This is a genomic window from Streptomyces tanashiensis, assembly GCF_014648895.1.
Taxonomy (GTDB): Bacteria; Actinomycetota; Actinomycetes; order Streptomycetales; family Streptomycetaceae; genus Streptomyces; species Streptomyces tanashiensis.
On record NZ_BMRZ01000002.1, the window covers coordinates 93,797 to 114,638 of the forward strand.

General features: G+C 70.4%; 15 protein-coding genes and 4 pseudogenes. 6 read left to right on the forward strand and 13 right to left on the reverse strand.

Annotated elements, in window-relative coordinates; all coding sequences use genetic code 11:
• Window positions 1-10: 10 nt before the first annotated feature.
• From IE237_RS05975 to IE237_RS05995, 5 genes and pseudogenes are all read right to left on the reverse strand, one after another.
• Window positions 11-901: an HAD family hydrolase gene (locus tag IE237_RS05975; RefSeq protein ID WP_189800756.1), complete on the reverse strand. Its 891-nt coding sequence runs from the start codon at window positions 899-901 to the stop codon at window positions 11-13.
• Between the two features lie 236 nt (window positions 902-1,137).
• The gene (locus IE237_RS05980; protein ID WP_189800757.1) at window positions 1,138-5,037 is read right to left on the reverse strand and encodes a type VII secretion system-associated protein; all 3,900 of its coding nucleotides are present in this window, start codon (window positions 5,035-5,037) and stop codon (window positions 1,138-1,140) included.
• Window positions 5,034-5,429, reverse strand: a complete 396-nt coding sequence (locus tag IE237_RS05985) for a hypothetical protein (protein ID WP_229842326.1) — start codon at window positions 5,427-5,429, stop codon at window positions 5,034-5,036. Before IE237_RS05985 ends, IE237_RS05980 begins: the two co-directional genes overlap by 4 nt.
• Window positions 5,430-5,720: 291 nt before the next feature.
• Window positions 5,721-6,007: pseudogene (locus IE237_RS05990) on the reverse strand (DoxX family protein); the annotation flags it as partial.
• A 359-nt stretch (window positions 6,008-6,366) separates the two neighbouring features.
• Window positions 6,367-6,981, reverse strand: a complete 615-nt coding sequence (locus tag IE237_RS05995; protein WP_189800759.1) for a hypothetical protein — start codon at window positions 6,979-6,981, stop codon at window positions 6,367-6,369.
• 484 nt (window positions 6,982-7,465) lie between these two features.
• On the opposite strand from IE237_RS05995, the pseudogene IE237_RS41705 reads away from it, so the two are divergent.
• Window positions 7,466-7,999: pseudogene (locus IE237_RS41705) on the forward strand (hypothetical protein); the annotation flags it as partial.
• Here the strand turns inward: IE237_RS41705 and IE237_RS06000 are convergent.
• The 3 genes from IE237_RS06000 to IE237_RS06010 form a co-directional block, all read right to left on the reverse strand.
• Window positions 7,917-8,093, reverse strand: coding sequence for a hypothetical protein (locus IE237_RS06000; protein ID WP_189800760.1), 177 nt, complete (start codon window positions 8,091-8,093; stop codon window positions 7,917-7,919). The pseudogene IE237_RS41705 and the gene IE237_RS06000 overlap by 83 nt on opposite strands.
• A gap of 11 nt (window positions 8,094-8,104) precedes the next feature.
• The gene (locus IE237_RS40530; RefSeq protein ID WP_229842560.1) at window positions 8,105-8,302 is read right to left on the reverse strand and encodes a hypothetical protein; all 198 of its coding nucleotides are present in this window, start codon (window positions 8,300-8,302) and stop codon (window positions 8,105-8,107) included.
• 549 nt (window positions 8,303-8,851) lie between these two features.
• On the reverse strand, window positions 8,852-9,652 hold the full coding sequence (locus IE237_RS06010; RefSeq protein ID WP_189800762.1) for a maleylpyruvate isomerase family mycothiol-dependent enzyme: 801 nt from the start codon (window positions 9,650-9,652) through the stop codon (window positions 8,852-8,854).
• 422 nt (window positions 9,653-10,074) lie between these two features.
• Here IE237_RS06010 and IE237_RS06015 point away from each other — a divergent pair.
• The 3 genes and pseudogenes from IE237_RS06015 to IE237_RS06025 form a co-directional block, all read left to right on the forward strand.
• Window positions 10,075-10,269 (forward strand): annotated as a pseudogene (locus IE237_RS06015) (hypothetical protein); the annotation flags it as partial.
• 781 nt (window positions 10,270-11,050) lie between these two features.
• A complete protein-coding gene (locus IE237_RS06020; RefSeq protein ID WP_229842328.1) occupies window positions 11,051-13,084 on the forward strand; it encodes an RICIN domain-containing protein in 2,034 nt (677 codons plus the stop codon).
• Window positions 13,085-13,249: 165 nt separating this feature from the next.
• Window positions 13,250-13,876, forward strand: coding sequence for a hypothetical protein (locus tag IE237_RS06025; protein ID WP_189800763.1), 627 nt, complete (start codon window positions 13,250-13,252; stop codon window positions 13,874-13,876).
• A gap of 132 nt (window positions 13,877-14,008) precedes the next feature.
• On the opposite strand, the gene IE237_RS06030 is transcribed toward IE237_RS06025, so the two are convergent.
• From IE237_RS06030 to IE237_RS06045, 4 genes are all read right to left on the reverse strand, one after another.
• Window positions 14,009-14,221 carry a hypothetical protein gene (locus tag IE237_RS06030; protein WP_189800764.1) on the reverse strand — a complete coding sequence of 71 codons (213 nt, stop codon included), beginning with the start codon at window positions 14,219-14,221 and terminating at the stop codon, window positions 14,009-14,011.
• Between the two features lie 331 nt (window positions 14,222-14,552).
• On the reverse strand, window positions 14,553-14,804 hold the full coding sequence (locus IE237_RS06035; protein ID WP_189800765.1) for a DUF7660 family protein: 252 nt from the start codon (window positions 14,802-14,804) through the stop codon (window positions 14,553-14,555).
• A 508-nt stretch (window positions 14,805-15,312) separates the two neighbouring features.
• Window positions 15,313-16,821 carry a hypothetical protein gene (locus IE237_RS06040; RefSeq protein WP_189800766.1) on the reverse strand — a complete coding sequence of 503 codons (1,509 nt, stop codon included), beginning with the start codon at window positions 16,819-16,821 and terminating at the stop codon, window positions 15,313-15,315.
• A 525-nt stretch (window positions 16,822-17,346) separates the two neighbouring features.
• Window positions 17,347-18,552 carry a hypothetical protein gene (locus IE237_RS06045; RefSeq protein ID WP_189800767.1) on the reverse strand — a complete coding sequence of 402 codons (1,206 nt, stop codon included), beginning with the start codon at window positions 18,550-18,552 and terminating at the stop codon, window positions 17,347-17,349.
• Between the two features lie 299 nt (window positions 18,553-18,851).
• Here IE237_RS06045 and IE237_RS40540 point away from each other — a divergent pair.
• Window positions 18,852-19,040 (forward strand): annotated as a pseudogene (locus IE237_RS40540) (hypothetical protein); the annotation flags it as partial.
• Here IE237_RS40540 and IE237_RS06050 read toward each other — a convergent pair.
• Entirely contained in the window at window positions 19,018-19,590 is a 573-nt protein-coding gene (locus tag IE237_RS06050; protein ID WP_189800768.1) for a GNAT family N-acetyltransferase, read from the reverse strand. The pseudogene IE237_RS40540 and the gene IE237_RS06050 overlap by 23 nt on opposite strands.
• A gap of 901 nt (window positions 19,591-20,491) precedes the next feature.
• Between IE237_RS06050 and IE237_RS06055 the strand changes: the two genes are divergently transcribed.
• Window positions 20,492-20,812, forward strand: a complete 321-nt coding sequence (locus IE237_RS06055) for a UBP-type zinc finger domain-containing protein (protein ID WP_189801567.1) — start codon at window positions 20,492-20,494, stop codon at window positions 20,810-20,812.
• Window positions 20,813-20,842: the final 30 nt, after the last annotated feature.

Here is a 20,842-nt window from a genome sequence, read left to right on the forward strand (position 1 = left end):
GGCCTCCTGGTCAGAACAGGGTCGCCCAGTCGTTCTTCATGCTCACGACAGTCCAGCCGAGCTGCTTCGCCGTGGCGAGAGAGGTCTCGGCGCCCTTGGTGTAGGCGTACTCGCGCTGGTCGTCGTCGTGGCGGACGAGCAGTGCGAACGCGGCGCTGCGGAGCATCTCGATGTCGACGTCGGCGTTTCCGCCCGCGAAGGCGGGCAGTCGGCCGGTGTGGGCGAAGATGTGCTCGGGCTTGCCGGGTCCCAGATCCAGGCCGCCGAGGAGTTCGCGGGTGCGGACGATCCTGCCGTCGGTGTAGGCGTAGGAGGCCGCGGAGCCGATGACGTTCTCCTTCAGGATCCCCCAGGTGTCCTCGGCGAACGCGCGCATGAAGTCGCGGCCGCCGCCCGAGCACACGAACACCCGGAACCCGTTCGCGCGCAGGAGGTCGAACAGCTCCAGCATCGGCCGGTAGACCAGCTCCACGTACGGGACACCGAAGCGCGGGTCCCGGACCGTCGTGGTCCACTCGCGCACCTGCGCGTCGAACTCTTCGGGAGTCGTGCCCGCCCACGACCGGGCGAACGCCTCCAACAGGGTTGCCACCGCCTCGGGGTCCTGTGTCGCCAAGGCCTCGAAGAACCCCTGATCCCGCTCCACGAGGGCCTTGTACGGCTGCCGAGCCGCGAGCGAAGGGTCGGCCTTCACCTCCTCCTCCCAGGCGCGAAAAACGAAGTCGAACTGTGGTGGCATCGGCTGCTCGACCCACAACGTGCCGTCGTTGTCGAACGTGGCGATGCGGTCGGCCGGCTCGACGAACGCCGCCCCCGGTGTCGTCGCCCCGTGGACGTAGTCCAGGACCGCCTGCCTGACCGGGCCCTCGTTCCAGCTCGCCAGTACCAGCTGCTCGGTCACCGGACCCTCCTCTCGTCGACGGCGATGCAAGGGCGCTCCTGAGACAATGGTCCCTCCAGAAGGCGGCGGGCGCCGTTCAGGCACGCCTCACATCACGCGCGACGAGATCATCCCGCTGCTGAGGATCTCCAGACCCGCCCGCACCGCGCCCGGTCCGAGCGGGAGGCGCTGTCCAGGACTCTGCCGTGGCCGGTGGAGCCGATGCCCGAGTCCGGCGGGCCCGCACCGCGCGCCGCCTAGCCGTAGGCCAGCAGCGCGGAAGCCGCGATCTGCAACGCATGGGGGCCTTCGTTGTTGATCACCACGTAGGTGGAGGCGGGGATCTCTCTGAGAAGGTCGCTCATCATCGCCTCGGCCAACCGGCTCCCTTCGACGAAGCCGAGCACGCCGACGGCGGGGGCGTACGCGCGCGAGCTGTAGACGAAGACGGCGGAGCGGCCGTCCCACACCCGAGCGACGACGATGCTGCGCTCCTCGCCACGTTCAGCGACGACGTACCAGACTCTGCTCCTGCTCAACGTGGCCGCGAGCCGGCCGAGGACCGGCTCACCGGCGGCATGACGGGCGCACAGCTGGGCGATCTCGTCCTCGGGGAGGGCGGAGGGGGACGGGGAAGGCGGTCGCTGTGTCGATGGAGACGGGGGCACGGTCGGAGAAGCTGCCTCAGTCGGAGAAGGGGACGGGGGCACCGTCGGAGAGGCTGTCTCAGCCGGGGAAGTTGTCTCGTCCAGGGCTCGTGTCTCGTCCGAGGCGGGTGTCTCGACCGGGCCGGGAGCGGCTGCGCCCCGGTCAGGGCTTTCCGACCTGTCGAGGCGGTAGGCGACCGGGGTGCCCGGGTTGATGCGGATCACGGTCCGCGGCGGGAGTGACGCCAGCAGTTCCGCTCCCGACATCCAGGTGAGCTCGACGCCGTCGGGCACGTGACTCGGTGCGGTGAAGACGGCCGTCTCCCGGGGTTTCCTCCGGAACACCTTCCTGGAGGGGGCCGGGCCCGCCACCCCGATCGTGGCCGACTCGAGCGCCCGCACCACCGCCTGAGGGGGCGCGTAGCCCGTCCCGGCCGCCTGTGCGGCTTGGTCCACGGCGTCCGTAGGCGGAGGGTAGTTCAGCGCGACGGGCGTTGGACGATAGCGATCGTTGGCCAGGTACCCGGTGATCTCGCCGTCGGCGTCGATGCTGAACCCACCCTGGACTCCGTGCCCCGGCACCTCACCGTGCGGATCGAAGGCGGGGTCGATCACGTACAGATAAGCTCCCGGCATCCGTCGTGCGGCGGCCCTCATCTCGTCGGTGACCGGCGGGATCTCGGCCTTGAGCTCCGCGACCGTTCGTGTGCCGGACGGGAGTCGTTCCTCCTGCCGAGTGTCCAGGTGGTAACGGGCCCGGACTTCCCGCGCCCGTCCGTCGTCCCCTGATCTCCACAGGGCCAGCGACAAGTTGTGCGCGGTGGCCTTGACTTCGTCGATCGAGGCCTCGCTCCGCGGAGCCCGGTTCTTCTGGAGGGCCAGCGCCTCTTCGAGCAGGCTCACGGCGCGCGCCGTATCGCCGCACGAGCTTTCCAGTGCCCCCAGGTTGAGCAGCGCGCTCGCCAGTTCCTGTTCCGCCTGTGGCTCGCCGTGCGGGCTGCGCAGTCTGCCGACGGCCTCCTCGAGGTGACGGCGAGCGGCATCCGCAGAGCCGGCCTCAGCGAGCATCGCCCCCAACTGGCCTAACGCGGCGGCGAGTTCCAATCCCGAGTCGGGATCCAGGGCGGTGAGACCCCGCTGCACTCGCACCGCTTCCTCCGCATGGAGGATCGCCTGATCCGCCCGTCCGAGATCGCGCAGGACGGCTCCGTACGAACGGAGTGCCCTCGCTAGGCCGTACCGGATGCCCGGCCGGTCGTCAGCCGCGAGATGCCTCCGGTAGGCGGCGAGTGCCTCGGCGAGGTGGGGCGCCGCCTGCTGCGGGCGCCCCAGGGCCCGTAGCTTCGCGCCGTAGTCGGCCATGGCGCCGGTCAGCTCCAGGTCGTGGCGGCCAGGGTCGCGCAGGGCGGCGTCGTGGTACAGCTGCAACGCCTCCCCTGAGCAGTTGACGGCGGCCGTCGTCTGTCCGCGGTCGAACAGCCTCTGGGCGTGCCTGCTCATGACAGTGGCTCGCTGCGCGGCGTTCAGAGGTGCCGGAGAGGACAGCGACGCCCATGCGCTCTCCGCTGCCGCGGTGCTGACCGCCAGGGCAGCGTGGTCCATGCCGGCGGCGGCCAGATCGCCGCTCGCCCGTGACAGTTGCTGGGCGATGTGTCCGTTGACCGCCGCATCGCCGGACTCACGCATCCGGCGCGCCAGTGCCACTGCCTCCTCCGCGGCGCGGGTGGCGCCCTCGGCGTCGTCGGTCCGGCGCAGATCGCGAGCGTATCTTGCGAGTCTCGCCACCCGGGCGCTCGTCTGCCACGCCCCCGTACCACCGTGCCGCGCCGCCGCCCCTTCCGAGTCCAGCAGACGTGCGGAGATCGCCACGGAGATCCTCGCCCGGCTGTCGCCGGCCGGGGCTGAGCCGACGAGGAGGTCGAGCGCCTCCAGTTCGGAGCGTGCCAGAACGGAGGCGCCAGAGGTCGCACTCCCTGCTGCGACCGCTGCCAGGATCTGATGCTCGAACCTGTCGGGGGCCAGGTCCAGCGCGGCCGGCACAAAGGCACGCGGGTGCTCGAGAAGCAGAGTGCGTACGACGCCGTCGACGCGGCGAGAAGCCTCGGCCAAGGTCGTCGGCTCGTCGTACGCCGTCGCCAGCGCCCTGATGAGGACGCGGGCACAGGCCCTGCCCTCGAACCAGTCGTCCGTCGCGCACAGGCGGCGGAACAGCTGCTCGGATTCTCCGTCCGAGCGGCTGCGGACCGCCAGCATGTGCAGCACCGAGTCTGCCAGGCGGTCCGGTCCGGGGGCCCGCCACCGCGAACGGTCACCACCCGGGTAGAGGACCTGCAGTTCTCTGGCCATTCTGGCGAGGTCGCCGTCCGGTGACGTCGTGTCGACACGCCGCAGGGTACGCAGCGCGGACGGTTCGTCCGGTGGGGCGTGCAGACAGACCAGGGCCAGGAGCAACCGCGCCCGCTCGTGGTCGACCGGAACGCCGGCGGCGGTGAACACACCTGCCACGTAACGCTGTTCGTGTTCGATGAGGCCCGTGATCGGGTGCTCCACCTCGTGCAGCGACGTGGTCCGTCCTTCCACGGCGTCGAGGACACGCAGCAGCGCCGCGGCATACAGATGCAGGGTGGTGTGGACGGCGGTGCGGCGGCCTTCAGTGATCCTGTGCGCCGCGTCGGCGGTCACGCGCATGCCCGCCTGCTCCGCGGCACGCAGGAATCCGCCGGTCGCGTCGCGCCACACCGCGTCCAGCTCGGCGGCCCCCATCCCCTCCGTGACGGGTGGGAGCCGTGCCACTCGTCGTTCGATCCACTGATGGCGGTGGCTGCCGACGGACAGCTCCTCCCACCACTCCCCCGTGTCCCGTGCGAGGAGGAGGAGCTTGACGGGCGACACGTCGTGCGTGGTGGAAAGTTCCGTGACGGTGCGGAGCAGCTCTTCGATCCGGGACCGGTGCACCTCGGCAGAGTCGACGACGAGCAGAGCCCGTCCCGACAAGCGCGGCAGTGCCGCGACGGCGGCGAGCTGCCGGTCCCAGCGGCGGACGGACCGGGACAGGGAGCCGGCCATCGCCGCCGCGCCGGCGGAGTGCGGGGCGGAGGCGCGTTCGAGGTCGAGGATGCCCGCGGTCCAGCCCAGGCCCCTCAGCCGGGCGCAGACCTGTCGCGCCAGGGTCGTCTTGCCCTGGCCCGAGGGGGCGCAGACGAGCCTCGCCACGGTGCCCCGCCCGTCGCGGGCCCACTCCACCAGGTCGGATTCCTCGGGCCGGCTCACCAAAGGGTGCGGCGCGGCCTCGGGGCTCAGCCAGGTCCAGGGCCGGGACGTCGGGGCGGCCGGCTCGGGGCCGAAGAGCAGGCGCTCCGCGTCGGCGCGTGAGGCCGGCGCGGCGGGTTCTGCGTGGCCTCCGTCGGCGTAGTAGATGACGATGTTCCCGTCACCTGCCACCACGACGGAATCGATGATGTGCTCGGCCGCGACCCAGCGGCCACCGGGAGGTGACGGCTCGGAGGTCACCCGTTGATCCGGTTGTTGTCGCCGGTGACGACGGTCCCGCCGGACATCTGCCCGACGCTCACGGAACGCTCACCGGTGGCCGCGACGCGGGCGCCCGACTGGGCGAGCAGTGCGGCGAGTTCGTCGCCCAGCTCGGGGTCGCCTTCGAGGATGCGGCGCAGCTGACCGCGCAGGGCCGCCTGGGAGTCGGCGTCCTGAGGGTCCTCCGCCACGTCTCGGACGGCTGATTCGAGTTCCGTCCGGCGTCGGTTGCGGCGCGTGAACCGCTCCAGGATCTCCCGGCCGAGCGACACGGTGGCGTCGGCTGCCTGGTCTCTGGCACTGGTGAGTACGGCCGTCCCGTAGGCACTGATCGCGGTGACGACGTAGGGCGTGACCTCCGCTGCGGTCAAGCCGGCATCCATAAGCGATCCCTCCGCTCCACTCGACCGACGCGATCCCGAGAGGTACGCGCGTGGCTCCCCGTGACTCCACGGTAGCGTCGACGCCCACCGGAAGCTACGCGTCAGCATGGCCCCAGACCCGAGTCAACCGCCCCGGCACCGCTCACCGGCGACCCTCCTGTAGGCGCCAGCCGTAGTCGTTGATCCAGTCCCCAGGAATCAGGTCCCGCATGCGGTCGAGGTCCTCCATCGTCCGGATGTACGGAACGGCTCGATTCCCCCACCCTGCTCGGCCGAGGCTCATCTGTCGGCGGTCCCGGCCGCCTTGCGGGCCCACAGGTTCAGCGGAACCTGAAGCGGGAGCCCCGCGTAGGCGAGTGCCTTGGCCGGCGTGGACCGATGGCGCCAGTCGTGCGCCATCTTCACGGTGGCCGGAAAGACCGCCGCCAAGAACAGGGCCGTGGCGCGTGCGCTCGTCCGGTGCGTGGCCGGGTGAACGAGGCCGGCGGCCAGGGCGAGTTCCACGGCGCCGCCGGCGAGGGTCCAGTCGCGGGGGGGGTGCCCGGCAGGACGCGCGGCACGTCGGCGGGTCGGTGACTGTGGCTCGCCCTTGCGGGGAGGGAAACTGGCGGGTTCGGACCGGCGGCAGGCCGCCAAGGAGTCCAGGGTGCGCGACCGCGCGGCCCTGACCGTGAGGGACCGCGTGACGGCCGCCGAGCCTCTGTGGTTTCCTCGGGCCGTGCCGCCGGTCACCCACCCGGTGTCAACTCCCGTCATCGTGGCCAGCGGCGTCCAGGAGCACTGGATCCGCACGCCATCCTCCTGCAGGTGCGTGATCCATGCGTAGCAGTACTGGTGCTGAGGGCTGATCGCGTGGGGCCGGCGGATGATGAGGGGGCCGCCACGGCGTGTGCGGCCATGGCACGACCGCGTGGGCGGCCCGGCGTCAGCGGGCGGAGCCGCTGTCCGCCGCCTCGGCGCGCAGGGCCTGCGCCACGCGCTGCTCGACGACGCGGGCGACGGCCCAGCAGGCCGCCGCGTCCAGCCGCTTGTACGTGGCCGCTGGACGTGCCTCCACAACGGCGGCCGTCTCCTTCGGCCCGGTCGTGATGCGCACCCGTACGGAGACCGTCGTGTCTGACGGCCCGCGCAGGGACAGGTCCAGGGCGCCGTGCCCGAACGCGGTGATCTCGTCCAACCGCAGGACGGGGTCCCTCTCGACCTCGTACCGCACGCTGTCCGTCAGTTGAAAGGCGGTTCTGCCCTCGATGACAGGTACCCGCACCTCACGGACGGCGGGCAGGGCCACGGCTTCAGGGCCGAGCGTGATTCCGTACCGGCGGGCGGTGCGGGCCGCGCTCACCACGGTGGAGGTGGACAGCACAGCAGCGAAGGCGAGGGCGACCGCCGCACCTGCGACCAGAGCCTCGGGGGCGGCCCCGCTCCAGGGCGTGCCGCCACCCAGGACCAGCGCGGCGGTCATGGCGGCCGCGAACACCGCGCCGCTCGCCAGCGCGGGTAGAGCCAGCCGGCGGGCGACCGCCAGCCAATAGCCGAGCATCGCGTCGTTCCTCTCGCATGGGTGAAGTCGAACCATACGGCGCCCGGCGCCCGGGGGCTCCACCGCCCGGGGCGCCCGCCGACGTCAGCCCGGCGGGGACCGGTGCCCGCGCCGTTGTGTGCAAGCAGCTGCGCTCCGGAGGTCGCGAGGAAGCGACCGTGTATGCGCGCTCAACCATGTCGGTCAGCTCTCGTTTGGCCGGGTCACGGGGTATGCAGGTTCGCCCCCAGAGAGTTCGCCTCTGTTGGGACCGTCCCCGCGCAGGCGGGGAGCAACGCAGGATGACCGACGTGGGTACCCGCCCGTGGTTGACGCCCTGAGCGTCGGCGCCACGGATGCGGAACTGATCGGCAAGCGTGGCTGCGTAGGTGAGAGGTTGTTGCCTCTCCGGGCTTGAGGACTGCGTTCTCGCTGGTCAGGCACAGGGCCGGCGGTCTCGTCGCAATGGTGGCGTGTCGTGTCGTTGCTTTGGTGGAGGTCGAGGATGCCGTCGGTCGTGGGACTGCTGGAACAGCGTGAGCTCACCGCTCCGCCGTCGTGTCGACGATCTGCGAGAGGAGGCCGACCGCCTCCAGGCGGAGCTGGCCGTGGCTAGGCGGGAGTGGAACGAGTGGGTCATCGCCCGCTCACGCGTTGGCGAGGTACTGGCCCCGGGCAACGACGCCGTCGTCCACCCCGCCGCCTCCGAGGGACTGCCGGCTCCCACTGTGCCGGCGCGGCCCGAACCGGCGAAGCCGAAAACAGCGGTGCCGGTGTGGCGCGCGGGGCCAGCCTGGGCGGCACCGTCGGTCGAGTACCAGCACATCCTGCAGGCCCTCAGCGACCGTAACGAACTCGGTCAAGGAGCTTTGACGTGCCAGGAGATGGCCGCCTGCTTCGGCCTGGACCCCGTACCGGGAAGGTGGAGGCACAGCGATCGAAGGCCAAGCAGCAGCTCACGGCGGACGGCTGGCTGATCGAGCCGGCACCTGGCCGATGCACGCTCGCGAAGGACGTGGCCGGCAACGCGGCCGGGTCACGAGCATCGTCATCGACCAGTGGGCCGTCGCCTCCGCGCCGGCGATGGTCATCGCGAGCAGCAGGCCAAGGGTTTCGACCACGACGTACCGCATGCGCCCGTTGATCAGCTTGCCGCCGTCGAAGCCACGGCTGTCAGAGCCGACGACCGCTTCCGCTTGACCGACTGCGAGTCGATCACGCCCGCGCAGGGCTCCGAGTCCCGCCCGCCCCGCTCGCGGACCAGGCGGCGGAGCCGGTCGTGGAACTCGCGGACCAGATCGTGGTTGCGCCAGCGCCGGAAGAACGCGTAGACCGGTCCCACGGTGGGAAGTCAGCAGGCATAGCCCGCCACTTCGTGCCGCTGTCGGCCAGGTAGCGGATCGCGTCCAGCATCGCGCGGTGCCGAAAGGCCTCCGGTTGCCCACCCCGGCCCCGCAGTCAGCCCGGCATCGGCAGCAGTGGCCGGACCACCGCCCACTCGGCGTCCGGCATGTCGGTGGGATACCGACGCTTGTGCGCCCTGTGGTCTCTGGCGTTCCCAAACCTGTGGGCCAGACAGTCACACGCGAGAGTGGCTGAAGTGGACCCCACTCTCGCGTTGCCGTAGAAATGCGACAACAGGGCCTCCTGGACCGCACGTTGGATTCGAGACCCTTCGAGCCACCAAGAGGCCCTGCTGTCATGCACGGCAGTCGCGTCGCTTCTCGTGATCGCTGGGACGGACAGATTCGCACGGCCATCCAGGTAGACGGTCGGCTTGGTGACGCCCCGACGCCGCCTCGCGGGTTTGAGCCCGGTGCCGCGACTGACGAACCTGGCGAAGAGTCGTGTCCTACCGGCTCGAGGCGCGGCCAACCGCCCCCGCTACGTCCTACTTCTCCTCCGGCTCCCAGGCGCGGAGCAGGTCGAGCAGCCCTGCGTCTCCGTCGACGTGCAAGGATTCGGCCTTGATCCGGTCGTACAGGTAGAGGACCAGCTCACTGGCCGTGCCGTGGACGGAGGCGCCGGCTGCGTCCGGGTCTTCGCCGGTCGCGGCGGTGGGCGCGGGTATGCGGGTGATGCGTGCGCCGTCGCCGTCGACGGTGAGGCGCCAGGAGCGGCCCTCGGCGGCGTGGAAGTCGAAGGCCGTGGGCTTGTGCGGCCAGGCACTCGGCGTCGCGCAGACGGTGAACAAAAACTCCTCCACACCGTCGAGTGCCAGCTCGACCGGCAGCGGCTGCGGGGAGCCTCCGGCGAGCTGGGCGTCGTAGGTGTGCACCGCGGTCTCCTGGACCCGGTGCCGGGCGGTGCCGCCGGCGGTCTGCGGTGACTGCGACGCGGGCCACCACGTCCAGCAACCGCTCTCCGGTCCCGCCGCGCGCAGGGCGTCCAGCAGAAGCTGCGTCGACGCGTCCAGCCAGGCCAGCAGGGCCTCACGCTCCTGCGGCAGTTCCAGCGCGGCGCGCGCGGCGACGGCCTCGGCCGGGGGACCGTCGGCAGACCCCGCGGCGACAATGGCGGCCCAGAAACGGTCTCCCCCACCCAGGTGCTTCACCAGATCGAACAGCGTCCACCCGGGGCAGCTCGGCACCTGCGCGTCGAGACTGGGCGCGGCGGCGACCACGGCGCGGAAGGCGGTCGACCGTTCATCGATCAGTCGCAACAGGTCAGGGAACTCAAGAGTCTTTTCCACGCCGGATGTCTATCACCGTGCACCGATGATCGGACAGCGATTTTCACAGTCGCCGCCGGTTGGCCGTTGGGGACGTCCTCGTCTCCCACCGCTCGGGTGACAAGCTGCGCACTGCCGCGAGGACGCCGGTGGTGGCGGCACGCCAGGTGTCGTGCCTGTGGGTGCTCTGGCCTCGCCGTGCGGCCGGGCACCTCGGCGACGTGACGTCCACCCGGTGCGCGCGGTCATGCTGCCGCTCGATGTGATGGACACGGAGGTCACGATGGCGGGGGGGGAACCGGTCGGGTCGGGAGTTCAGGTGACTTCCGTTCGACCGGCACTCCTCAAGTTCGGAACAACAACAGCCGCTGAGACCGGAGGGACCTTATAGGCGGTTTCCGGAGGGCGATCTGGTCTCGAACCTCTGAGGCATGGCTGCGAGCCGGCTGCAGGCAGTCCGACTGCTTCCCGGGCAGTCGGTCCGCTGGCAGTTGAACTACCGGTTCACCAGAGCCCTGGGAATCCGCGGTTGGTCGTACTGGCTCAACACATTCAACATCGCTTACGACCCTGTCGATCAGGATGTCTTTCTGCTGGAGCCGACCGTGATCGTCGATGAGTGCGGGCCAGTTCGATAGAGCGGGCTGACCGCACTCGGACGAGCACTCGTTGGCGTCACGGGCTCCGCCACCGAGACGAGACGGTTACAGCGGAGCCAGCCGGCCTGCCCCTCGGCCCCGCCCCTCTCATGGGCGCTGCGGGATTCCATGCCGGCAACAGGGGGCCCTTCCACGCCGTAAGGGGAGCGGAGCGCGGTCCAGCGCGCGGCCTCGACGCGGCCTTCGGTCATGACGGCCTGTGTTGGCCGGCGGCCAGCCCTCCACACCGGCCACGGCTCGGTTTCCCCCTCAAAGCGGCAAGCCGCAGTCCCCGGTACGCACTTGCCGGCGCCCAACCGACGCCTCGGCACCTGTCCTTGCGGGCAGGAGGACGAGCCCTTGGGGCGGTTTGCCAGCCGGGCGCGCTGCCGGTGCTCACGGGTGGTGATCGAGAGGATTCGCCAGGTGAGAAATTAGATGAATCCTTCACTGAATTCGCGTCAATAGCCGACTGCGTTTATTTCGATTGCATAACAGGATCCCCGGAAAGGCCTGGACCAAGGCTCCATGACGCGCGTAACTCTCCTTATTCTTAAGGACATTGAGTGTTCATCAGATACGGTGGCGTAGGTAACGGAATGGATTCTTTGACCACTCTCCCGTTTGTCCGAATTCTTCACCGGGAGGTTCTGACAGGCTTCCGCGCACCCAGTCTTCTGACCAAAGAGTTGAGGTGTGCATGTCTAGACATAGGAAGCCGAAGGAGAGCCAGGCACGCGGGGCACGGCCTCGCAGACCCTTCATAGGCGTCACCGCCGCGATGGCCATCGCAGCCGTCATCGCCGCGGGAATCGCCTACGAGGCGGGGCGCGCGGATGCGGGCGGAACTCCGCTCGCTCGACCCGAGACCCCCGTCAGCGACATCGCCGTTCCCGCCGCCGCGCCTGCCAGGGCCGAGGAGCCCGAGCCTCTCCAGAAGAAGCCGGCCAACGAACCGGCCCGGGGCATGGTGTACGACGGGCTCGCGGTAGCCCCCGAGAAAGACCGCTGCGCGGGCGTCTACTCCACCGCCACCGGTCTGTGCACCCACGGCCCCGACGCGCCACCCAAGGGCGTCGACATCAAGAAGGACACCCCGCCCGCCGTCAAGTCCGTGGCACCCGCCACCGATCCCGCAAAGCCGGCCGCGGGGCAGCCCGCGCCCCGCACGAGCCAGGGCCCCTCAGAGGACGCCCCCGCCGTCGACGCGCAGGCCCCACGTACCACGGCCGCCGGCCCGTCGCCGAGCCCGTCCACGGCCACCGGCGCGGCCGCCACCGGGACCACCACGACCGCCGCCGCAGGGCCCGCAGGGCAGACCGTCCAGTGCGACAGCGACGGCAGCACCGGCAACCGGGTCCAGGTCGTCTACGTCCACGGCCCCGGACGCGACCGTTACTCCCAGTACCTCGCCTCCTTCCGCAAGTGGGCCGCCGACGCCGACCTCATCTACTCGGCCAGCGCCGAAGAGACCGGCGGCGTCCGCCACATCCGGTACGTGACCGCCGCGGACTGCACGCCCACCGTCCTCAACATCGAGCTCCCCGACTCCGCACTGGCCGAGTTCAGCGCCACCAACCGCGCGCTCGCCGCCAAGGGCCTGGACCGGCGCGACCGCAAGTACATGATCTTCGCCGACGCCCAGGTGTACTGCGGTATCGGCACCTTCAACGGCGACGAGCGGCCGGCCCAGTCCAACCTGAGCAACTTCGGCCCTTCCTACGGCCGTACCGACAGCGGCTGCTGGGGCGGGCACACCGCCGCCCACGAACTCGGCCACAACCTGGGCGCGGTCAACAACAGCGCACCCAACACCAGCCGAGGCGCGCACTGTACGGACGAGTGGGACGTCATGTGCTACTCCGACAGCCCGTACTACCCGCAGATGCGCAACGTCTGCACCAACCGGGCCTCCGAGAACATCCTCGACTGCAACCACGACGACTACTTCCACACCAGCCCCAGGCCTGGCAGCTATCTCGCCACGCACTGGAACATCGCCGACAACCAGTTCCTCATGCGGACCAAGGGCGGCGGCAGCGGACCGGACCCGAACCCCACGCCCAGCCCGACACCTACCCCCACTCCCACGCCTACTCCTACGCCTACCGGGCCGCGGCCAGGCGCCGGACCCGATGTGACGGTCGGCCAGATCCAGGCCGACTCCGCCGTCGCGAGCTGGTCGCGGATCAGCACGGCAACCTGGTACCAGGTGCTCCTCGACGGCAGGCACCTGACCTGGGTCCAGAGCACCGCGCTGCGGATCTACAACCTCCGGCCGGGCACCTCGCACACCATCGCCGTCTCCGTCCGCGACGACCAGGGCCGTGACAGCGGACCTGGCCGGGCAACAACCTTCCGCACCGCCGGGGCAGGCGGCACCACCACTCCCAACACCCGCTACCTGCTCTCCAACGGCAGCACCGGACTGAGCGCCCAACTGTGGGGCGGCCGCAATGCCGACGGCACCGTCCTGGTCGCTGCCCAGAGCAACGGCTACGAGCAGCAGCAGTGGTACTTCGACGACGCCGGCAACGGACTCGTACGCATCCGCTCAGCCGCCTCCGCCAAATGCCTGCAGCCCGGCGGCACACCCGCCCCCGGTATGTGGGTGGCCCAGCAGCCCTGCGGCACCGGCTCCCCCGCCCAGCAATGGCGCATGACACTCCGCAACGGCCAGGTCACACTCACCGACCGCAGCGGCTCATACGCGCTGACCGTCAGCAACCGTCCGTACTACGGGACCTGGCTCCTCGACCTCCAGCAGGCGGACGGACGCCCGGCACAGACCTGGACAGCCCGCCAGACCGGCTGAGCCCACCCTCGCAGGCCGGATCGGCCGACGCCGATGGACCTGCGCATGCTCCACCGCCTCACGCCTAGGGGGCGGGCCGCCGACCGGCGGCCCGCCCCCGCAAGCCTCACACCGGCCCAACCCCCACCCACCGCCATCCCTCCACCGCCGGACCGGAGCACCGCCATGCACACCCCGACCCGACCCGCGCTCCTCCTCACCACAGCGCTCGCCCTCGGCCTTGCCCTGCCACAGCCGGCCGCCGCACACGGCCACAACCTGGAGATCGTCATCACCGGCCACCAAGGCGGCCACCTCCTGACCAAGGTCACCTGGGAGAACGACGGCGACGCCGTCGACCAGCCGGTCGCGGCACTGGTCAGCGCCGTCAGCACCGACGGCCGCCGCACAGCCGGCCCCTGGAAGCTCGTACGCGGCACCCGCCCCACCGACTGGACCACCACCGAAACCCTGCCGGCCGGCACCTGGAACATCACCGTCGACGCCGGCCAGCCCGCACTGGGCCACGCCGAGCAGCGGCTGACGGTCACCACGGCCCCCTCATCTCCCGGCACCCCGTCGGCATCGGACACAGACACATCGACCCACACCCCTGTGCCGGCGCAGGATCCCTCGCCTGTTACGGATGCCACCCGGTCTCCGCGGGCTCCGTCGACGTCGCCCTCCACGCCCCAAGACCACGACCAGCAGACCTGGGGCCCCGGGCCGACCACGGCCGCGCTCGCGGCCGCCTCACTCCTTGGAACCGCCGCAGGAATCTGGATACGACACAGACGCAAGGAACGACACTGATGCCCGAACTCAGCTGGGCGCGTCCGCAGGTATCGCTTACGGCCCAGCGGCGGGGCGAGCGAAGCACGCTGCTCGCCGTACTCGGGGCCACTGGACGAGAGGCAGTTAGAAGAGGCGTAGGACCGGCTTCGGTCAGGGGATCTTGACGTTGTTGAGGGCGTTGTGGGTGGGCAGGGTGTCGGCGGCCTTGTGCTGCTGGTCGCCGTTTCCGAAGCTCTGGGACAGGAGTCCGAGCCCGGGAAGGTTGTTGCCGACGCTGTCGGCCGACGCCGCTCCGGCCGAGGCGAGGACGGCGGTGGCGGCGATGGTCGCGGCGGCGAGAACGCGGCAGTTGAAGATCGTCATGCCGGGCTCAACGACGCGGGGCGCAACGGGACACGGGGCTTGGCGCTGCCGCGGGTCGAGCGGGTCTCGTCGAAGCCGGCGTCCGCCTTCCGGGTCGTGTTCGACACCACGAGCGAGCGGGTCGACACCAGCACCGGGGAAGTTCACCGCGCCCCAGGGCATCCGCGCCAGATGGCAGTCCAAGAGCATCACGCTCACCGCCGCCGCCCGTCACTTCGGACTCTCGCCGACCGCCGACTCCACTCTCGAACATGGGCTCCGTCGCGACGGCGAACTCGCCAGCGCCTACCGGGAGTGGCTCGATGCGGCCTGACCGTTCGGAGCGGACGGCTCACTCATAGACAGTGGCAGCCTGCAACGCTCGGGCCAGGAAGGTCCAGTCCCCACCTTCGGGAAGCTCCTTCCCGAAGTTCCGGTACCAGCCCGGTGAATCCTGCATCCACGCCGCCAGAGCCTCGAGGAAGGTATCAAGGGTCGGGTTCTCCCATTCATGCCCTTTGCGGACAAACTCCTGATGCAGCTCTCGCACGAAGGAGACCAGTTCGTCGCGGCTAAGGACTTCGCTGTCGGGAGTCAGTGACATGAAGTGAAAGTACCTTGCGACTCGGTCACGGGGATCAGCCCGTCGCAGGTGGTTAGGGACTGCAGCGGACAGCTGACAGCCCGATCCAGAACAGGACCACGCCCCGTCCACAGCGCAGAAACGGGGGCACGGGGCAAGTCGACGAAGCAGCCCCTCGCAGGTGACCCACCACCGGCCTCCGTACTTGCGGGCTACTCCAAAATGGTTTCCCCACGGAGCGCTTGGCCGACACGGACGGGGCTCAGACCGATCGTGCGGGCGATCGTCTCCCTGTCGACACCGCGCCCGTGCGCGCCGCGCAGGGTGGCGTTCCGGCGGGCAACGAGAGCCCGGCGGCGGTCACGGGACGCGACCGTGCGCTGGAGAAGGCGCGACCAGTGCAGGAGCACGCGGCCGGTCCACAGGGTGAAGGGTCGGGGTTCGGATGCGGTGTCGGTCCGGCCTGTTGGCGTCCGTCGCTTCCCGACAGTGATGGCCATGCCCGTGATCGCTGCATGAGTGTCGTCTCTCAGCGTCTGGTGACCGTCGGCGGGGTGGCGGCGCCGTTCAGGCAGTGGTCGAGGAGTGCGTGCATGCGGGGGACGGGGAGGGACGGGTTCGCCGCAGCGCCCTCCGCGGTGCGGAGGTCGGGCAGGAGGGTTTCCAGGGTCTCCGGTGTCAGGGTCGGGTTGGTGGCGGCTGCCCGGCGTACCGCATCGTCGGGGTCTTGCAGCGGAGGTTCGGGCAGGGTGGGGTCTGCCGCGGCCAGGGCGCGCACCTCGGGGTCCGGGTGGTCGATGAGGTGGGTTCGGCCGGTGCGGGGGAACCCAGGCAGGGTCAGCAGGTGCGGGCGGTGGGCCGGCCGGGTCACGAAGACGTCCAGGAGGAGATGCGGCGGAGCCAGTGGGTGGTGGCAGGCCAGCTGGATCCGTACCGCCTCGTCATCGTCCAGCGCCAGTGTCCCGACGAGCTCGGCGGGCAGGCCGGGCCAGCTCGCCGCCACCCGGCGGAGTACCGGTTCCTCGGACACCGCGCAGGTGGCGTACCAGTCAGGTGACGGCTCGGTGGCCGGCCGCGTGATCGGGCAGGTGCAGTCGAGACCGTGATCGACGACCCCGCGTACCGCCTCGAATTCGACCCAGGTGCGGATCGAGGGCTGGAGGCGGGCACGCATCCGCACGTCTCCCTCCGGATCCTGCCGCAGCAGCTCCGCCGCCTCGGGTCCCAGGTCAGGCCGGGTTGCGACCAGCCTGCGGATCTCTGCATCGGGGTGGCGGGCGAGGCGGGCCAGCGCGTCGGACGGGGTATGGCGGTTACGGGCCAGCGGGTTCACCTCGTCGGCCGCGAAGCACTGCTCGACCACCGCAGGTGACAGGGCACAGGTGCCGAGCACGGACACCGCGTGGCGTGATCCAATGGGCGGCAGCTCGGCCTCCACCGCCTCCGGGTCCAGCTGCCGGTTGCCCCTCCTGGCTGCTTCCCGAACGGCAGGGTCGGGGTCGTCGAGCAGGGCACTGCGCTGCGCGGCGGTGAGCGACTGCCACTGGAAGGCGGCGTACAGACGGAGTGCGGGGTGGTCGTGACCGGCCATGTCCCGTGGGAAGGACAGAGGGACCTGCCGGGAGGACCAGAGCTCCCCGACGATGTCCTGTTCGGTGACCTTGCCGTCCTCGCCTCCGTCCTGGGCGGTCAGGAAGGTGACGAGGATGTCGTTCGGCAGGGGCCGGACCCACCGGGGCTGGAGCCAGGTGCGGCTGCCGCCGGCGAGATACCCACGGACGAGTCCCGAGGGGTCCGACGCCAAGGGAGCGAGTCGTGCGGGGTCGACGTGCAGGTTGCGGGCGAGAGCGCGACGGATCCGCTCGACCGGATGGCGCAGGGCCGCGTCGATGACGGCGTCGGGCAGGTCGCGGCCCTCGCACATCAGCAAGCCGGCCTCACCGGCCGCCTCGTCCAGGAGACGTATCAGCACGTCGGCGGGCGCCGCCGCGTTGAAGGCGATACCGCGCAGCCACAGTTCACGGAGAGAGTCGGACACCACGCCATCGTGCCACCTCGCCTCCTGAGCCGGGCCGCCCGGTGGCGCCCTCGTCGGCGCTGGCCGACGGCTCCGGTCGCAGGGCTTCCGACCACGTGGCGAGAGCCTTGCCCACCATGCACACCTGCCCCGTACGCGGCACACCGCCAGGCTCCCCGCACCCCCTTCCGGCGGATGCACGACACCTCGGCGGCGCGCCAGAGCCCTGCCGTCGGGTGTCCCAGGAGACACGCTTCCTGCGACGTCCTCTTCGCCGGGGTCCTCCTGCCCGGCCGTCTCCTTGACCACGGTCTTCATCGTCGCGGCGGTCTTCTTCGGCTTGGGCACCTTGTGCACGGTCGACCCCGCCGCGTCTGGCCCGGGCTCGCCTCGGCGCTCGCGGGCCTCGGCGGCGGACTTCTCCAGCGCGGCCATCAGGTCGACGACCGGCGCGGCCGGCGCGGGCTCCCGGTGCTCGGCCTTCACCTCGATGACCTTGTGGAGCGCCTCGGGGTGGTGGTCGGTTCGCCGCCCCTGGGCCGGGTGTCAGTCCTGCCAGTAGAAGAGCAGCGTGTCGACGTCGCGGGACCCGCGACTGCCGAAGTAGTAGACGTCCAGGCCGGTGACCCCCGTGTCCGCGGTCTCACGGTCGATCCAGCGGAAGCCGGCCTCCTCCAGCGGGAGCCGGGCGACGTGGTCGTGGTCGTGGCTCATGACGAAACGGCCGAGGGTGCTCACGAGCACGTCCTCGCCGTCGCACTCGATCACGTAGTACGTACCGTCGCCCTGCCGTTCGTGCTCCCCGCACGAGACCGGCGGCTTCGGCGCGAGTCCGGCCGCGGCAAGTACGGCAGCTGCCCGAGCCGCCTGTTCCGTCGCATCGGGGCGGGCGGGCTGCTCGGTGCACAGAGCCTCCAGACGCCACCGGGGGTCGCTCGCCCGCTCACAGCCGGGCGCGTACTCGTGGACGATCGCGCGGCGCAACTCCTCGTCCAGTCCGGGGACCTCTACCCGGGGGTGGTCGAGGTGCTCGTCGAGTCTGCGGGTCTCTTCGGGGTCCTCGGTGATTCGGTGCAGGGCGAGCACGGCCCATACCGACGCCTCGACGGTCGGCGCCTCGTCGAGATAGGCGCGGAGCCGGTCCGGATCTGTGGCGAGTTCGTGGACTACGTAGGCGACACCCCGGTCGGGGTCGGCAAGGTACGGGGTGACGTCCTCTCCCGCCCGGTACTTCATCCACACCGCGAACGCCCGGTCTTCAGGCCTGTCCTCGCCAAGGTCGGCCACGATCGTCTCGGCCCCGTACCGCTCGACCAAGCCCATGAGCCCGGCCTCGCCGAGCTGCTGCCGGTGCCACCAGGGCGAGAAGGCGAGCGTGGCCAGCTCTCTGGCGGACGTGCGGTCGCCGAGCAAGCCCCGTGCTTTCAGCACCGCCTCCGCAATCTGGTACGAGGACTCGTCGTTCCGGTCCTCGTGGCACAGCCAGGGCAGCAGCTCCGCCCGGTCGCAGAGGAGGTCGAGGAGCGCGATGCGGACCTCGCCGGTTTCCCCTTCGTCCTGGATCCGGTCGAGCAGGGCCAGGACCCGGGATTCGGGGACCCTGCCGGCAAGCGCCTGCACACAGATCCGGCGGCGCCACCAGACGTTGCGGTCGTCCAGCACGTAGCCGGCGAGGGCGTCGGGGTCGTAGGCGTGCAGGGCCGCGGTGTCATGCGCGCCGCGTTCCGGTATGAGGCTGTCGATCGTCGGCATCGCCTGATGCTAGTGCCGATACCGAAAGCGATCACCGGGTGCTGACTGTCCTCGCGCCGGCTGGGTGTGACGGTATGTCCGATCGGTGCGGGGAGCTGGATGGCCGGGCTGGTCAGGTTCCGTGGGCTTACCGAGCGGGAGGGGCGGAAGCTGCACCGGCTGGTAGGGCGCGGCGGTGCCAGCACGGTGCGTCTCCGCACGGCGATGATGCTGCCGGCTTCGGTGAGCGGGAACAGCGTTCCGGTGATCGCCCGGCTTCTCCAGGCCGATGAGGGCACCCCCGGCCGAGGTCGCCAGGTCAGTCCCGCGCGCTGCGCTGCTACCTGCGCTGGCGCAACCAGAACGCCCGTCACCCCGATGTCCTGGCCGCCCAGCGCCGTGAACGGGCCCGTGTCCGCCGCGAGAAGGGCATCCGGTGGGGCGGCCTGTCCATGGAGCCGGCCGTCCAGGCCCATGACGCATTCGTCAGCGCAGGTCGAGTCGCATGAGGACGCGGGGATGACCGGCCAGCACCGAGGTGGTGTCGGCGGCGTAAGTGAATCCCGCGCGCTCGAAGTTCTTCCGGATCCCGGCGTACGCCATCGTCATGTCCACCTGGGCGTCCCCGCTGTCCAGGGGGTACGCCTCGACCACCGGTGCGCCGTGCGAGCGGGCGAACTCGACTGCCCCGGCGATCAAGGCGTGCGAGACCCCCTGCTTGCGATGACCGGGGCGCACGCGGATGCACCACAGTGACCACACCGGCAGTTGGTCAACGTGCGGGATGGTGCGGCTGCGGGCGAAGGACGTGTCCGAGCGCGGGGCCACGGCGGCCCAGCCGACCGGCTCGTCGCCGTCATAGGCGAGCACCCCGGGAGGCGGCTCCGTACGGCACAGCTCGCCGACGTACTCCCCACGGGCCGGCCCACGGAGTTCGTTGTTGAGCTTGGACGGGATCCGGTAGCTCAGACACCAGCAGACGTTGGCACCAGGAGACTTCGGACCGATCAGGGCCCGGACGTCCTCGAAGACCGACGCCGGGCGAACTTCAAAGGTCATGCCGCCACCATGTCACGATCTCCATGACGACACGGCTCGGCCGTCGGTGGCGCGTGACAACCCACCCCGGTCAGGTTTCCGGTCACGGTACGAGTGATCCGTGGCCAGGACTGATCACGCGGATCTCGACGCCGTGCTTGGCCCGGGCGTCGACGGTCGATCAAGCGAGTCGCACCGGGCAAGATGAGCAACATGACCGACAAGGGAAACACGAGCTTCATACTGCCGCGGGGGGGGCGACAGGCTGTTTCCGGCCGGAGGACGGCCCGCTTCCGGAGGCTGACCTGCGGGCGTTCCGAACCGCTCTGTATGCCGCTGCGCGAGTCGCCGAAGGCCAGGTGGGCGAGATCGAGGTCCAGGAGTACCCCCGGACCTTCCACACCGCGTCGGTCATCGACCGCACGAACGAGAGCGTCGTTCTGTGTCACGCCCATCATCCCTGGGATCGCCTTCGCCCAAGAACGCCGGAATTGGTACGCAGAGGAATTCCTCCCGCCTCCGTCGTGGGCCACTACCTTCGCTGAAGCCGGCTTCGTCGTCCTGAGCAGCGAGCAGCTCGCCACACCTCTCTCCAGCATGGACACGTCGGTGCTTTCGAAGGGCGAGTGGCGCCACATTCGCACCTACGGCATCACCACGCTGGGCGGAGCATGCTTCAACGCATGGGCTTGACGGTCAGGGCTGCGCCACCGGCAAGGCACGCAAAGTGGTGCTCTTCACCGCGGTCCCGAAGGTTGGCCATGCCACGGCGATCGGTCCGCGTGTACGGATCAGTCGTGGATGCATCCGTCAGTGCACCAGGCGCCGAAGGAATCGAGTACGGATACTTCGGTGGCGGAAGCGGAGGCGGGTCGACGCAGGTGAGGAGCGTCTGATGGTGGATGACCCGGGTTGGGAGGTCATGCCGGACGGCGGACGGCCGAACGGGCGTTCCTGCGCGCACCTCCAGCTCCTCGGGACGCCTGGGGTGACGCAGGTGGCCGGCTGCAAGGACTGTCTGTCGCGCGGCTGGCGTTGGGTGCGGCTGCGCTTGTGCGTGACGTGCGGGAACGTCGGATGCTGCGACAGCTCGCGGGGAATGCACGCGCACGACCACTACATGCGGAGCGGTCATCCGGTGGTGCATTCGCTGGCTTCCGACGAGGACTGGGCCTGGTGCTTCGTCGACCAGGTCTTCCTCACTCACCCACGTGAAAGCAGATCGGGGCATCCGCGGCCGTAGCCGTGCCGACCGCGCCAGATGGTCGTGGCC

Excerpts from the sequence above, each read along its gene's own strand:
- IE237_RS06055 (WP_189801567.1), top strand. The coding sequence starts at position 20,492 with ATGCCGGACGGCGGACGGCCGAACGGGCGTTCCTGCGCGCACCTCCAG.
- IE237_RS06050 (WP_189800768.1), bottom strand. The coding sequence starts at position 19,590 with ATGACCTTTGAAGTTCGCCCGGCGTCGGTCTTCGAGGACGTCCGGGCC.
- IE237_RS05995 (WP_189800759.1), bottom strand. The coding sequence starts at position 6,981 with ATGCTCGGCTATTGGCTGGCGGTCGCCCGCCGGCTGGCTCTACCCGCG.
- IE237_RS06035 (WP_189800765.1), bottom strand. The coding sequence starts at position 14,804 with ATGTCACTGACTCCCGACAGCGAAGTCCTTAGCCGCGACGAACTGGTC.
- IE237_RS06030 (WP_189800764.1), bottom strand. The coding sequence starts at position 14,221 with ATGACGATCTTCAACTGCCGCGTTCTCGCCGCCGCGACCATCGCCGCC.
- IE237_RS06020 (WP_229842328.1), top strand. The coding sequence starts at position 11,051 with ATGGCCATCGCAGCCGTCATCGCCGCGGGAATCGCCTACGAGGCGGGG.
- IE237_RS06025 (WP_189800763.1), top strand. The coding sequence starts at position 13,250 with ATGCACACCCCGACCCGACCCGCGCTCCTCCTCACCACAGCGCTCGCC.
- IE237_RS06045 (WP_189800767.1), bottom strand. The coding sequence starts at position 18,552 with ATGCCGACGATCGACAGCCTCATACCGGAACGCGGCGCGCATGACACC.
- IE237_RS06000 (WP_189800760.1), bottom strand. The coding sequence starts at position 8,093 with ATGCGGTACGTCGTGGTCGAAACCCTTGGCCTGCTGCTCGCGATGACC.